General features: G+C 51.7%; 9 protein-coding genes and 3 tRNA genes. 6 read left to right on the forward strand and 6 right to left on the reverse strand.

The window, feature by feature from the left end; genetic code table 11:
• Positions 1-238: 238 nt before the first annotated feature.
• Positions 239-466: a YgdI/YgdR family lipoprotein gene (locus AC0IWZ_RS16615; RefSeq protein ID WP_034498036.1), complete on the reverse strand. Its 228-nt coding sequence runs from the start codon at positions 464-466 to the stop codon at positions 239-241.
• Positions 467-660: 194 nt separating this feature from the next.
• On the opposite strand from AC0IWZ_RS16615, the gene csdA reads away from it, so the two are divergent.
• Together csdA and csdE are read left to right on the forward strand one after the other, a co-directional pair.
• On the forward strand, positions 661-1,866 hold the full coding sequence (csdA, locus tag AC0IWZ_RS16620; RefSeq protein ID WP_410373924.1) for a cysteine desulfurase CsdA: 1,206 nt from the start codon (positions 661-663) through the stop codon (positions 1,864-1,866).
• On the forward strand, positions 1,867-2,310 hold the full coding sequence (gene csdE, locus AC0IWZ_RS16625) for a cysteine desulfurase sulfur acceptor subunit CsdE (protein ID WP_410373923.1): 444 nt from the start codon (positions 1,867-1,869) through the stop codon (positions 2,308-2,310).
• Here the strand turns inward: csdE and tcdA are convergent.
• Together tcdA and mltA are read right to left on the reverse strand one after the other, a co-directional pair.
• Positions 2,298-3,110, reverse strand: coding sequence for a tRNA cyclic N6-threonylcarbamoyladenosine(37) synthase TcdA (tcdA, locus tag AC0IWZ_RS16630; protein WP_471678895.1), 813 nt, complete (start codon positions 3,108-3,110; stop codon positions 2,298-2,300). The two genes, csdE and tcdA, sit on opposite strands and share 13 nt — an antisense overlap.
• An 81-nt stretch (positions 3,111-3,191) precedes the next feature.
• Positions 3,192-4,292, reverse strand: coding sequence for a murein transglycosylase A (gene mltA, locus AC0IWZ_RS16635; protein WP_034498043.1), 1,101 nt, complete (start codon positions 4,290-4,292; stop codon positions 3,192-3,194).
• A 207-nt stretch (positions 4,293-4,499) separates the two neighbouring features.
• Between mltA and AC0IWZ_RS16640 the strand changes: the two genes are divergently transcribed.
• The 3 genes from AC0IWZ_RS16640 to AC0IWZ_RS16650 all read left to right on the forward strand — a co-directional run bounded on the left by AC0IWZ_RS16640 (position 4,500) and on the right by AC0IWZ_RS16650 (position 4,861).
• Positions 4,500-4,576 (forward strand) — tRNA-Met (locus AC0IWZ_RS16640).
• Between the two features lie 69 nt (positions 4,577-4,645).
• Positions 4,646-4,722: transfer RNA gene (locus AC0IWZ_RS16645), tRNA-Met, on the forward strand.
• Between the two features lie 62 nt (positions 4,723-4,784).
• A tRNA-Met gene (locus tag AC0IWZ_RS16650) sits at positions 4,785-4,861 on the forward strand.
• Between the two features lie 132 nt (positions 4,862-4,993).
• Here the strand turns inward: AC0IWZ_RS16650 and amiC are convergent.
• Complete coding sequence (gene amiC / locus AC0IWZ_RS16655; RefSeq protein WP_034498045.1) at positions 4,994-6,250, reverse strand: N-acetylmuramoyl-L-alanine amidase AmiC; 1,257 nt, start codon at positions 6,248-6,250, stop codon at positions 4,994-4,996.
• Positions 6,251-6,484: 234 nt separating this feature from the next.
• On the opposite strand from amiC, the gene argA reads away from it, so the two are divergent.
• Positions 6,485-7,816: an amino-acid N-acetyltransferase gene (argA, locus tag AC0IWZ_RS16660; protein WP_034498150.1), complete on the forward strand. Its 1,332-nt coding sequence runs from the start codon at positions 6,485-6,487 to the stop codon at positions 7,814-7,816.
• Between the two features lie 22 nt (positions 7,817-7,838).
• Here argA and recD read toward each other — a convergent pair whose 3' ends face one another.
• The gene (gene recD / locus AC0IWZ_RS16665) at positions 7,839-9,674 is read right to left on the reverse strand and encodes an exodeoxyribonuclease V subunit alpha (RefSeq protein ID WP_471678894.1); all 1,836 of its coding nucleotides are present in this window, start codon (positions 9,672-9,674) and stop codon (positions 7,839-7,841) included.
• The gene (gene recB, locus AC0IWZ_RS16670) at positions 9,671-13,213 is read right to left on the reverse strand and encodes an exodeoxyribonuclease V subunit beta (protein WP_471678893.1); all 3,543 of its coding nucleotides are present in this window, start codon (positions 13,211-13,213) and stop codon (positions 9,671-9,673) included. Before recB ends, recD begins: the two co-directional genes overlap by 4 nt.
• Positions 13,214-13,249 lie beyond the last annotated feature (36 nt).

A 13,249-nucleotide genomic window follows, 5' to 3' on the forward strand; every position in this document is an offset into this window, starting at 1 on the left:
CAGCAAATACCTATAGTGGCGTCACTTCCTGAGCCGGAACGAAAAGTTATCTGAAATGCGTGTTTCGGAGGGCTTTTGGCTTACGGTTGTGATGTTGTGTTGTTGTGTTTGCAATTGGTCTGGCATTCCAGACCCCGGTAGCTAAGCTACCCCTTTTTCACTTCCTGTACATTTACCCTGTCTGTCCATAGTGATTAATGTAGCACCGCAAATTGCGGTGCTTTTTTTTGCTCTAAATTTACTTATCTAACTCAACCATCTCTTTCACGTCAGTACGGTTAATCTGCTGTTTATTCCCATTAGCGTCTTTGTACTGAATCATCCCTGTATCTTCATCGGTTTGCGGTTTGCCATCGGAAACGATAGTCCGACCATCGTTAGTGTGCATCACGTAATTAGGGCCTGAACACGCTGAAAGACCAAAAACCATAACACCTGCTAATACTGCTGCGGCTGCCTTGTTCATATTCTTCTCCTTAGTAGCGTTTAATGCTGATTTGTACTTCAAAATAAACACGGTGAAAGATTCACCTAACATTAATTAGCATAACCGTCTTTTCTGACTTTGCCAGATTAAGCAGACTATTCCGAAGGTTACGTATTCCTTGTGCGATTAAGACAAATGCGCGACGATCGGCGGCATTGGATACGAGGAAAATCATGAAATCATTTAATCCAGCCGAATTTCGCAGCCAGTTTCCGGCTCTGGCTGATGCCGGTGTCTATCTCGACAGCGCAGCAACCACACTTAAACCTCTCGCGGTGATTGAAGCCACCAGGCAGTTTTATAGCCTGAGCGCCGGGAATGTTCATCGCAGTCAATTTGCCGAAGCCCAACGCCTGACAGAACGATATGAAGCCGCTCGCGATAGCGTGGCTGGTTTGCTTAACGCGCCATGTGCTAAAGATATTGTCTGGACGCGTGGCACCACCGAAGCTATTAACCTCGTGGCGCAATGTTATGCCCGTCCGCGTCTACAGCCCGGCGATGAAATCATCGTTAGCGAAGCAGAACATCACGCAAACTTTGTGCCGTGGTTAATGGTCGCAGAGCAGACTGGCGCGAAGATTGTAAAATTGCCGCTGGGCAAAGATTACCTCGCAGATTTAAGCCAACTCCCTGAGCTTCTTAACGCACGCACAAAAATTCTGGCGTTAGGCCAAATGTCTAACGTCACAGGCGGCTGCCCGAACCTGGAAAAAGCGATTACGCTTGCTCATGCAGCGGGCGCGGTGGTTATGGTTGATGGTGCACAAGGTGTGGTCCATTGCCCACCGGATGTACAAGCGCTGGATATTGATTTTTACGCCTTCTCGGCGCACAAACTTTACGGCCCCACCGGCATCGGTGCGCTGTACGGTAAAACTGAGTTGCTCGAAGAGATGTCGCCATGGCTTGGCGGCGGCAAGATGATCACTCATGTCTCATTTGAAGGATTCAAAACTCAGCCAGTGCCGTATCGTTTTGAAGCTGGCACGCCAAACGTCGCGGGTGTGATTGGTCTGAGTGCCGCTCTTGAGTGGCTGGAATCTGTTGATTTACAAGAAGCTGAAGCTTATAGCCGTGGGCTTGCAACACTTGCAGAAGCCGAGCTGGCGAAACGCCCTGGTTTTCGTAGTTTCCGCTGCCAGGACTCAAGCCTGTTAGCATTCGATTTCGCCAATATTCACCATAACGATATGGTGACGTTGCTGGCCGAAGCCGGAATATCCCTACGCGCTGGCCAGCATTGTGCGCAACCGTTGCTCGCCGCGTTAGGTGTCAGCGGCACATTGCGTGCTTCATTTGCGCCGTACAACACACAAAGCGACGTCGATGCCCTGATTAAAGCCATCGACAATGCACTGGAAATTCTGGGGGATTAAATGACAAGTGGATTTTTAGCCGGTCACCCTTTTGGCACTTCAATTACCGCCGATAACCTGCGATCGACGTTTGCGCCATTGCAGCAATGGGAAGATAAATACCGTCAGTTGATCCTGTTAGGAAAGCAGCTTCCGGCACTGCCTGCTGACTTAAAGCAGGAAGATATCGAAATTGCCGGGTGTGAAAACCGCGTCTGGTTGGGGCATTCTCTTCAGGCGAATGGCACGCTGCATTTTTATGGTGACAGCGAAGGGCGAATCGTTCGGGGTTTGCTGGCGGTGTTGCTCACCGCCATTGAAGGGAAAACAGCTGAACAGTTGCTGAATGAAGACCCACTCGCACTGTTTGACGATTTAGGGCTGCGTAATCAATTAAGTGCGTCGCGCAGCAGCGGGCTTGCAGCATTAGCGCAAGCCGTGCAGATTGCGGCTCAGGCAGTCTGAGTTCGCGCCGCTTTCGCCATCATTTTCTTTAAAACATGGGATACCGCCACAAAACCAAAGCTGGCGGTGACCATGGTTGCCGCACCAAATCCAGATGCACAATCCATACGCTTCGGGCCATCAGCCGTACTTTTCATTGCGCAGACCGAACCATCAGCCTGAGGGTAAACCAGCGCTTCGGTGGAAAACACACAATCGATCCCCAGCTTGCCTTTACTGTTCTTCACCACGCCAAAATCGCTTTTTAATCTTTCACGCAGTTTTGCCGCCAGCGGATCCTGAATCGTTTTCGCCAGATCGGAAACCTGAATTTGCGTAGGATCGATCTGCCCGCCCGCCCCACCGGTTGTCACTAATGGGATCTTATAACGACGGCAATACGCGATCAGTGCGGCTTTAGGGCGCACGCTGTCGATGGCGTCAATCACATAACTAAAACCCTGATTAAGCAACTGGGCGGTGTTTTCAGCAGTGATAAAATCATCCACCACCGTGACGCGGCATTCCGGGTTAATTTCACGAATGCGCGCAGCCATCACTTCGGTTTTGGCCTGGCCGACAGTGTCCCGCAAAGCATGAATCTGGCGGTTGGTGTTAGTGACACACACATCATCCATGTCGATAAGCGTAATCGCGCCGATACCGGTACGAGCCAACGCCTCTGCGGCCCATGAGCCAACGCCCCCAATGCCAATCACGCAAACATGCGCATCAGCAAACAATTGCAGAGCATCACGGCCATACAAACGTGCCGTGCCGCCAAAGCGTTGCAGCCAGGCATCGGTCAAAACTACAGACATTACGTTATCCTCGGAAAATCTTTGCGGGTGTTATTGCAGATATAGATGACGGGCTGATTATACAGCCCGTGCGCGGGAAGATTAACCCGTGAATACGCTGTTGGTCGTTCCCGGCGCATTTTTCAGCACCCAAACACGTCCATAATGGTTGTACCAACCTGCGCGATGCCCGGCGTCAGCCCCGATGCCCTGGTAAATATCAAAGTGCTGACCTTTAATCGCACCGCCAACATCCAGCGCCACCATCACGCGTAATTCATATTGCCCACTGAATTTACCGTTGTTATCAAGTAACGGCACTTCCGCAAGAATAGTGGTGCCCGCAGGAATAATTGAACGATCAGACGCAACCGACGCACGTCCAATTAACGGCACCGCACTCGCCCCTTTCACCGGCGCGAAGCTTGCAGGTTTAAAGAAGACGAACGACGGATTCTGTTCGAGCAGCTCCTGCACTTCAGCCTGGCTGTGCGTTTCACCCCAATGGCGAATCGCCTGCATCGACATATCTTCTTTCTTCACTTCACCACGATCGATAAGTACTTTGCCGATACTGCGGTAAGCGTGGCCATTTTTGCCCGAATAGCCGAAGAAGGTTAATGGCTGCCCGTCGCCGAAATCTATATAGCCGCTGCCCTGCACATCCATAATGAAGTTATCCATTAAGGAATTGCTGTAAGCAATAATGTAGCTGTCGCTCAACCCACCCCGGTAAATCTCCGCACGGGACGGCAGGCGACCGCGTTTTGGTGGCATACGGTAGATTGGATACTGGAACTCGCCCTGGCGGGTATAACGCGCCTGTACAACTGGCGTGTAGTAGCCGGTGAATTGCACGTTGCCGTAGTTGTCAGCACCTTCCATTTGCCAGGCATCAAGACCGTACTGGCTCAGCTTGCTGGTATCGCCACCGGCACGCAGCCACTGTTGAACGGCACCGTAAACATCGCTCTTGCTATTATAGAGGCGAGGAGAAGCAGAACGAATCTGGTTAACTTGCTCAGCAAAGTCACCACCGTTTATTGGTGCTCCCACCGCATCCGGTTGGTTTACGAGGGAAAAAGGCTGGGTAAACTTCCCGTCTTTATATTGCTGACCTTTATCTGTCGGTTTTGAGGAGCAGCCCGCCAGAATGGCAACCACTACCCCAGTTACAATGTACTTCGTCCAACGTCCTATCATTACTTCCTCGCCCGGTTACGCCGCTTTATCCCACGCGAAGATAGCAAACACGCTGCAAGATTTAAACGTGTTGCGCCTCGCACAGCCCAGATGTGTTCGTTATTTGTACTTAAATTAAATTATTATCAGTTAGATGAGACAAATCGGGTATTTTTTAAAAAAAGGGTTGCATCAAAAGCCGAGCAGAGTATAGTGCGCTTCCACGGACGCGGGGTGGAGCAGCCTGGTAGCTCGTCGGGCTCATAACCCGAAGGTCGTCAGTTCAAATCTGGCCCCCGCAACCAATTAAAAAGTCGCTGAGTTTAGCGCGGTGATGAAAATCACTAGTAGTGAGTAGTAAATAGTTATACGGACGCGGGGTGGAGCAGCCTGGTAGCTCGTCGGGCTCATAACCCGAAGGTCGTCAGTTCAAATCTGGCCCCCGCAACCAACTAAGTCGCTGAGTATTCGCGCAATGATGAAAATCATTTGGGTAACAAAGAAGTTTACGGACGCGGGGTGGAGCAGCCTGGTAGCTCGTCGGGCTCATAACCCGAAGGTCGTCAGTTCAAATCTGGCCCCCGCAACCAACATTTAAAGCACTCTCAGGAGTGCTTTTTTTGTATCTGAAATTTGGGTTATTTGGTGGATGACGCTTACGCTTATCCCCCTACGAAATGCCGTTGTAGGTCTGATAAGCGTAAGCGTCATCCGACAAAGTATTAGCCGCGCCGCGCTAATCGCGAGCTATCCGCAAAATACGCCTTAATCCCTGCAAGAATTGATTCCGCCACTTCCTGCTGGAATGTCGCAGTACGCAGCTTGCGCTCTTCCTCAACATTACTCAGAAACGCGGTTTCGACCAGAATGGATGGAATATCCGGGGCTTTCAGCACGGCGAATCCAGCCTGATCGACGCTGTTTTTATGCAGCTTGTTCACTTTGCCTAATCTGGCCAGCACTTCTTTACCGAATTTAAGACTGTCGTTAATCGTCAGCGATTGCACCATATCGAACATCGTATGGTCGAGATATCTGTCGCCACTCTTACTCACCCCACCAATTAAGTCGGCGGCGTTCTGCGTTTGGGCAAGGAATTTTGCTGCCGTACTGGTGGCACCTTTGGTTGAGAGTGCAAATACTGACGATCCGCGAGCGGCTCCGGACGTAAACGCATCCGCATGAATGGAAACAAAAAGATCCGCACGCTGCTTCTGCGCTTTTGCCACCCTGACTTTTAACGGGATAAACACATCCTCGTTGCGCGTCATGTAGGCTTTCATATTCGCTTCTTTATCAATCAACGCTTTCAGGCGGCGCGCAATTTTGAGCACGATGTCTTTTTCACGCGTTTTGTTCGGCCCAATGGCTCCGGGATCTTCCCCGCCGTGGCCGGGATCGAGCATGATAACAATTGGCCTGTCACGCCCTGCCTTGCCGGGTTGCGGCCCTTGCTCCGGAGACGGAGGAGTATCTTTATCCAGCTTGCCGTTATTGTAATCTTCGAGCAGCGCCAACAGAGGATCCTGCTCGCTGTTCATATTGGCCGGATATAAATCCATTACCAGGCGTTCTTTAAATTCAGCAACCGGTGCCAGCGCAAAAAGATGCGGGGTGACATTCTGCTTGAGTTCAAAAACCATACGCACCGTTTGTGGATCAAACTGCCCAACACGTGCTGACTTGATGAAAGGATCGTCGCCGCGAATCTGGCCACCAATTCCTTTCAAAACTGAATTTAAATTCACACCTTCTATGTCGACAACCACGCGATCTGGGTTGCTCAATGCAAACTGCTTATACTTAAGCTGCTTGTTCGATTCCAGCGTGACACGAGTGTATGACGATGCGGGCCACACACGCACCGCAACCACCAGGCTTGAGGCAGCAAAGCCAACCTGGCTGACACTCAGTAGCCACATAGCGCCTGCGCCCTGCAATAAGCGGCGACGACTAATTAACGAACGGGAATCTGACATAGCTCTCCTGAGCGGTGTGTTTCCGTGAAACAAATAACCAATTTTATTTTTTGAGCCGAAAACTTTAGCGAAACACGCTCGGGCTGTCACCCTTTAAAGGGTAAACATTCGCAATCAAGCACCTGGCTGCACGGATGCAGAAATTTCTGCTTTGAGGAAATTGCTGCTTGCGCCAGAGGCAATAAAAGAATAAAAATACAGAAATTACGAATAATCATGCATCGAGGGCTTGCCGTGGTGAAGGAACGTAGAACCGAACTGGTACAGGGATTCCGCCATACTGTCCCCTATATAAATGCCCATCGGGGAAAAACGTTTGTCATTATGCTGGGCGGCGAAGCCATTGAACACGAGAACTTTTCCAGTATCGTTAACGATATTGGGCTGTTGCACAGCCTGGGAATTCGTCTGGTGGTGGTCTACGGCGCGCGTCCACAGATTGATACTAATCTGGCTTCGCATAATCATGAGCCTATCTATCATAAACACACGCGCGTCACCGATGCCAAAACGCTGGAACTGGTCAAACAGGCCGCCGGTTTGTTGCAGTTGGATATCACTGCGCGTTTGTCCATGAGCCTCGGCAACACGCCGTTGCAAGGTGCACACATCAATGTCGTTAGCGGTAATTTTATTATTGCTCAGCCTCTTGGCGTGGATGATGGCGTGGATTATTGCCACAGCGGGCGCGTGCGTCGCATCGACGAAGAAGCCATTCATCGTCAGCTTGATAACGGTGCAATTGTATTGATGGGCCCGGTGGCGGTTTCTGTCACTGGCGAAAGCTTCAACCTCACGTCTGAAGAGATTGCCACGCAGTTGGCGGTCAAACTGAAAGCCGAGAAAATGATCGGCTTCTGTTCTTCTCAGGGCGTTATCGATGACAACGGCAATATCGTTTCAGAACTGTTCCCCAACGATGCGCAAAAACGTATTGAAGAGCTGGAAGAAGCGGGTGATTACCACTCTGGCACCGTGCGTTTTCTGCGTGGCGCGGTGAAAGCCTGCCGCAGCGGCGTGCGCCGCAGCCACTTAATTAGCTATCAGGAAGACGGGGCGCTGTTGCAAGAACTCTTCTCACGCGACGGTATCGGGACACAAATCGTGATGGAAAGTGCGGAGCAAATTCGCCGCGCCACTATTAACGATATCGGCGGCATTCTGGAGCTGATTCGCCCGCTGGAGCAGCAAGGGATTCTGGTGCGCCGCTCGCGTGAACAACTGGAAATGGAGATCGACAAGTTCACCATCATCCAACGCGATAACCTGACTATCGCTTGCGCGGCGCTTTATCCATTCCAGGAGGAAGGGATTGGTGAAATGGCGTGTGTTGCGGTTCATCCGGATTACCGCAGTTCATCACGCGGTGAAGTATTGCTGCAACGCATTGCCACGCAAGCGCGGCAAATGGGGTTAAGCAAGTTGTTCGTGCTGACAACCCGCAGTATTCACTGGTTCCAGGAACGCGGGTTTATGCCGGTGGATGTCGAACTGCTGCCGGAAAGCAAAAAAGAGATGTACAACTATCAGCGCCGTTCAAAAGTGTTGATGGCAGATTTAGCATAATTAAAAAGCTAGCCCTTCTGGGCTAGCTAAAACTCTCCATCAACCCGCTACGCCGTTCAGTCCTGGTCACAATTGCCTTTTCTAACACCCGATCATCGGCATACAGCGACAGCTTATTTCGAGCGCGGGTAATCGCCGTATACACCAGTTCACGCGTCACCACAGCGGTGTACTGGTTTGGCAGCACCAGCGCGGCATGTTCAAATTCAGAACCCTGCGATTTATGCACCGTCATGGCGTATGCCGTATCGTGGCCCGGTAAACGACTTGGCTGTACGGATTTAATGGTGCCATCCGGCATCGGGAACCAGACCCTTAACCCCTCGCCTCTATCCAGCGCAATACCAATATCCCCGTTAAACAGCCCCAACGAACTGTCATTACGAGAAACCATAATCGGCCTGCCGTTATACCAGCGCGATGTCGCCTGATTTGGCCGCTCAATTAACCGTTTTTGAATCAGTGCCAGCTCGATGCGGCTATTCAAACCGCTGACGCCAAACGGGCCTTCACGCAAAGCACAGAGCATTTGATAACGCCCAAAAGCTTCAAGAATAGAAGCGGGCTCTGCCTGATTGCGAATCAAGTCCAGGTATGGTCGATACCCTTCCACCGCATCGTCAATCATCGTGGCGTAGTCCGCCGTTTCACGCAGTGGTTGTTTAGAAATATCGCTAAAACCTTCGCTAAATACGGTTTTGACGCGCTTAACATCGCTGGCATTGACCGCAAATGCCAGTTGCCCGATGCCGGATTTACTGTCAAAGCGGTAGCTTTTTTGCAGTAAACACAAACCATCACGCAACGCGCTCGCACCGTTACCTTCTCCAGCAGGAAGCGTATAACCGGTGAGTAGACTCAGCTCTGCTGCACGCTCAGATGAATATCCATGCGTAACATAGTGGCAAATATCCCCGAGCACGGCCCCTGCTTCAACCGACGCCAACTGGTCGCGGTCGCCTAAGAAAATCACTCGCGCATGAGGAGGCATCGCATTGATCAGTTTTGCCATCATCGGCAAATCCACCATCGAGGCTTCATCCACCACCAGCACATCAAGGTGCAAAGGATTTCCGGCGTGGTAGCGCAAGCGTTGGCTGTTCGGTTGCGCACCTAACAAACGGTGCAATGTGCAGGCATCGTTGGGTAATGAGGCTTTTTGCGCTTCATCTAACGGCAAGCGGCGCAACGCCGAACCCAATGATTCCGTCAAGCGGGCTGCGGCTTTCCCCGTCGGCGCGGCGAGTTGAATCCGCAAAGACGGGGCATCCGAAAGCTGGACTAACGCGGCGAGTAATTTCGCCACCGTGGTGGTTTTACCGGTACCCGGCCCACCTGAAATCACCGATATACGACGGGTTAATGCCACGGCTGCGGCCACTTTTTGCCAGTCAGTCTCGGGCAGCGGCTCAAAAAGCTGATTGAGTACGTTAATGACCTGCGATTCATTAAGCGCAATGGGCCGATTTTCCTGCACAAAAAACTGCGCAATGGACTGCTCGTTTTGCCACATTCGGTTGAGATATAAACGCTCGCTAATCAGCTTTAGCGGGGTCGCCCCTTCGTATTCACTCACCGCATTGGAAGCCAGCAATGTCTCGCGCCAGCCGCTTTTCAGGTCGGCAAGCGCAAAAAGTTGTGCCACTAAATCTGGCTGACGCCCGGAAAAAAAGAACTCCGGGACTAAACGTGAAAGCGGAATGCAGACATGCCCTTCACCCGCATCGTGGCTGACCAATGCCGCCGCGAGCATCACCGCGGGCTGATCATCACTGGCAATCATCATGGCAAACTGTGCATCCAGCGCACGCAATAACTTTTGCTCCACCGCCTGCTGTAAAAGCTCAGACATTTTCATGGCGTCACCTCGTCCTTTTGCGCCGCGAATAGTGCGTCCATCTTCGCAATCAGTTGCTCATCCGGGCACGTTGAATATATTCCTTGTGAGGAGCCGTTACTTTCGATGCCACGTAAGAAGAGGTAGATAACGCCGCCGAAGTGAGTCTGGTAGTCATAATCAGGAATTCTGTGCCGTAAATAACGGTGCAAAGCCAGCGTATACAGTTGATATTGCAGATCATACCGATGAGATTGCATCGCCGCCGCCATCGCTTCCCCGGTGTAAGCGCTGCTGTCTTCGCCCAGCCAGTTCGATTTGTAATCCAGCAGGTAGTAGCGCCCCTTCCAGCGGAACACCAGGTCAATAAACCCTTTCAGCATGCCACGCACTTGCTTGAAGTTTAACGGCGGACAACCTTTTGATAACGGGTCATATTCCCGCACGAGGGCATCTAAATGTGCTGCCTGCAAATCACTCTTTATCGGCAAATAGAACTCCATTTCGACCTGCCTGTCTTGCGGAGTTAACTGGCTAAGCGACACGCCCGCGTCATTCAACGGTGCCTGCAAAATAGTGTGCAACCACTCGGTGACAATCGGCTGCCACTGCTCACCAAAACCTTGCTCGCTTAACTGCTTTGCAATCCACGCTTCATCTATTGGCTGAGTAAAATCAATGCCTTCGAACAAGCTATGCAAAAATGTGCCCGGCCCTGCCCCACGTGGAAAGGTGTGCGGAGTAAGTAATGGCTCACTTTGAGTCGGCGCAGCACCTGCGGCATCGACATCCAGGCGCGGCAATAAATCCAGAGCCTGGCTGCTACCATGCTGCTGTAAACCTGAATAACTGGTGACTCGCCAGTTATCAACCACCTGCCTTGTCATGATGCGTGCGCTAAGTTCGGGCAACGCTTCACTCACTGGCTGCCACGGAGTGTAATCATCTGACTTAGGATCTTCGACGCTAATCGACTCGCTCGCCAGTTCCTGCAAGCAAACTTGTAATCCCGCAGCATCTTTCGCTTCGCCTTTTTGTAAAAGATAACCCAACGCCCCGAGGTGCGAATCGCTGTTCCCTTTTTTAGCGCGATTACCTTTAAACAACGGTGCGACGCCGAGACTGCAATGCCAGATTGAGCGTGTCAACGCGACGTACAACAGGCGTAAGTCTTCCGCCAGGCGCTCTTCTTCTGCCAGACTCAGGCTTTCCGCGTCATCACTTAAATCCAGCAAAGGTGAAAACGTGGAACGGTCATGGTACAGGCCGCTGTTTTGCGCCCGATAATTGGCGATGAATGGCAACCAAACCAGCGGGTATTCCAGCCCTTTTGATTTATGGATAGTGACCACCTGAACCAGGTGTCGGTCGCTTTCGAGACGCAGTTGTTGGCTATAGGCGTTACTGTCAGGTTCCGTAACCTGCTGAGCCAGCCAGCGCACCAGCGCATGTTCACTGTCAGTTTGCGCGGCTTCTTCTTGCAACAGCTCGCTGATATGCAAAATATCGGTCAGACGCCGCTCGCCACCCGGGGTTGCCAGCAAGTTTTCTGCAACCTGACGTCGTGCGATAAGCGCTCGTAACATCGGCATCACGCCTCGGCGTAACCAAATTTGCCGATACTCGGAAAACTCTTCAACCAGGCAGTCCCAGGCATTTTCGTCATTGTTCAGCGCTTCTATCATTCGGGCATCCAGCCCCAACATGCTAGTGGCGACGGCGCTGCGCAGCGCCGTTTCTATTTCTGGGGCCAGTACCGCCTGCAAAATCCACAGAATCTCTCGAGATTCTGGCGTTGCGAATACTGAGTCGCGGTTTGAAAGATAAACCGAAGGGATATTCAGGGCGCTCAATGCTTCACGCACAATCGATGCTTCGCCGCGACTACGAACCAGAATGGTGATGTCAGACGACTGTACCGGGCGTGACTCTTCGCCTTTCCACAGCAATGCTTCGCCACGCTGCCCGGCACTCAACCATTCCCGAATTTGTTGTGCGCACTGCATGGCCATAGTTTGTTGGTAATCACTCACACCGCAGCCATCACCCGATTGCGCCCAGAACGACATCGCCGCCTGGTTTTTCCCTTTCAGGGTAAAACGTAAGCCATTGTTCTTCTGGGCGGCTTTCACCGCTAAGAATGGAATTTGCGCGAATAAGAAGGGGTTATCCAACTGCTGGAACAGGGTATTTACGCTGTTTATCATCCCCGGTGATGAGCGCCAGTTGGTGTCCAGCGTGTAGTGGGCGCTTACCTCATGCCGGGCTTTCATGTAGGTAAAAATATCCGCGCCACGGAAAGCGTAAATCGCCTGTTTTGGGTCACCGATAAGCAACAATGCAGTATCAGGCTGATTAATATACAAGCGTCTAAAAATACGATATTGCTGCGGGTCGGTATCCTGAAACTCATCAATCATTGCCGCAGGGAAACGGCTACGGATCGCCGCTGCCAGCGCATCTCCACCGGGTTTATGCAACGCTTCATCAAGGCGGGTTAACATATCGTCAAACCCGAGTTCGCCACGGCGGCGTTTTTCCTGCTGCACGGTGTAGCGGATTTCAGCCATCGCGCGGGCAATGACTAAATCACGCAGGGTCAGCGGTTCGCCCAGCAGATCGTTAATCGCCCGGAAAACAGGATGCTGCGGCGGTTGGCCTTCTTTGGTTTTCTCATCAAGCATCGACTGAGAAAAACGCTCCAGCTGATCGGGTAATTTATAGGTCGTGGTTTCTGTCTGCGCCCACACACCAACAATATTCAGCCAGTTCGGTAAGTTTTTACTGCTATAGCTGCGGCGGTCAATCTTCGCCACACTCAGGATCTGCGCGATGTCATCCGCACAGTCTCGCCATTGTGCTTTTACATCTTCAATGGCATTAATGATTTTTTGATGACGAGCAAGCAGCGTTTCATCATCGGCTGGAGGCTGTTTCAGAATGGGTTGTTCACCTTGCAGCCAGCTATTGATATCTCTGAGCAGTTCTTCCGGGCCAGCCCACTCTTCTGCCATCACCTGGGCGACAGGTTTAGGCAACGGATAACAATGGCGGCGCCAGAAATCAGCACAAGCATGGCGACGTAGCAGCGATTCATCTTCGATGAGTTGTTGTTCAAACAACATGCCTGATTCAAAGGCATTCAGACTCAGCATTCTTTGGCAGAAGCCGTGAATGGTGAATATCGCCGCTTCATCCATTTGCTGTTCGGCCAGACGCAGAACCTGCGCCGCCTGATGCAGGTCAGGAATTTCGGCCAGCAGACTCTGGAACAGAGGATTGTCGGTACGATTGCGTACGCATGCGATGCGTAGCTCATGGATATTGGCTCGAATGCGGCCACGAAGCTCTTCCGTCGCCGCCTGCGTAAAGGTTACGACCAGCAACTCTTCGACAGAAAGCGGCCTGGGATGAGCATGTTTACCTCCCAGGCCTAACAACAGGCGTAAATACAGTGCCGCAATGGTAAAGGTCTTTCCGGTCCCCGCAGAGGCTTCTATCAGCCGCTCCCCCGTAAGAGGCAAGCTAAGGGGATCAAGAGGCTGCGTGGTTCCGGTCATTTTTTACCCTTTGTCTTTCAAGTTGCAGGTATTTTA

This window comes from Buttiauxella sp. AC142 (assembly GCF_979253435.1).

Coding starts and splice junctions, on each gene's coding strand:
- AC0IWZ_RS16615 (WP_034498036.1), bottom strand. CDS start 466: ATGAACAAGGCAGCCGCAGCAGTATTAGCAGGTGTTATGGTTTTTGGT.
- csdA (WP_410373924.1), top strand. CDS start 661: ATGAAATCATTTAATCCAGCCGAATTTCGCAGCCAGTTTCCGGCTCTG.
- csdE (WP_410373923.1), top strand. CDS start 1,867: ATGACAAGTGGATTTTTAGCCGGTCACCCTTTTGGCACTTCAATTACC.
- tcdA (WP_471678895.1), bottom strand. CDS start 3,110: ATGTCTGTAGTTTTGACCGATGCCTGGCTGCAACGCTTTGGCGGCACG.
- mltA (WP_034498043.1), bottom strand. CDS start 4,292: ATGATAGGACGTTGGACGAAGTACATTGTAACTGGGGTAGTGGTTGCC.
- amiC (WP_034498045.1), bottom strand. CDS start 6,250: ATGTCAGATTCCCGTTCGTTAATTAGTCGTCGCCGCTTATTGCAGGGC.
- recD (WP_471678894.1), bottom strand. CDS start 9,674: ATGAAAATGTCTGAGCTTTTACAGCAGGCGGTGGAGCAAAAGTTATTG.
- recB (WP_471678893.1), bottom strand. CDS start 13,213: ATGACCGGAACCACGCAGCCTCTTGATCCCCTTAGCTTGCCTCTTACG.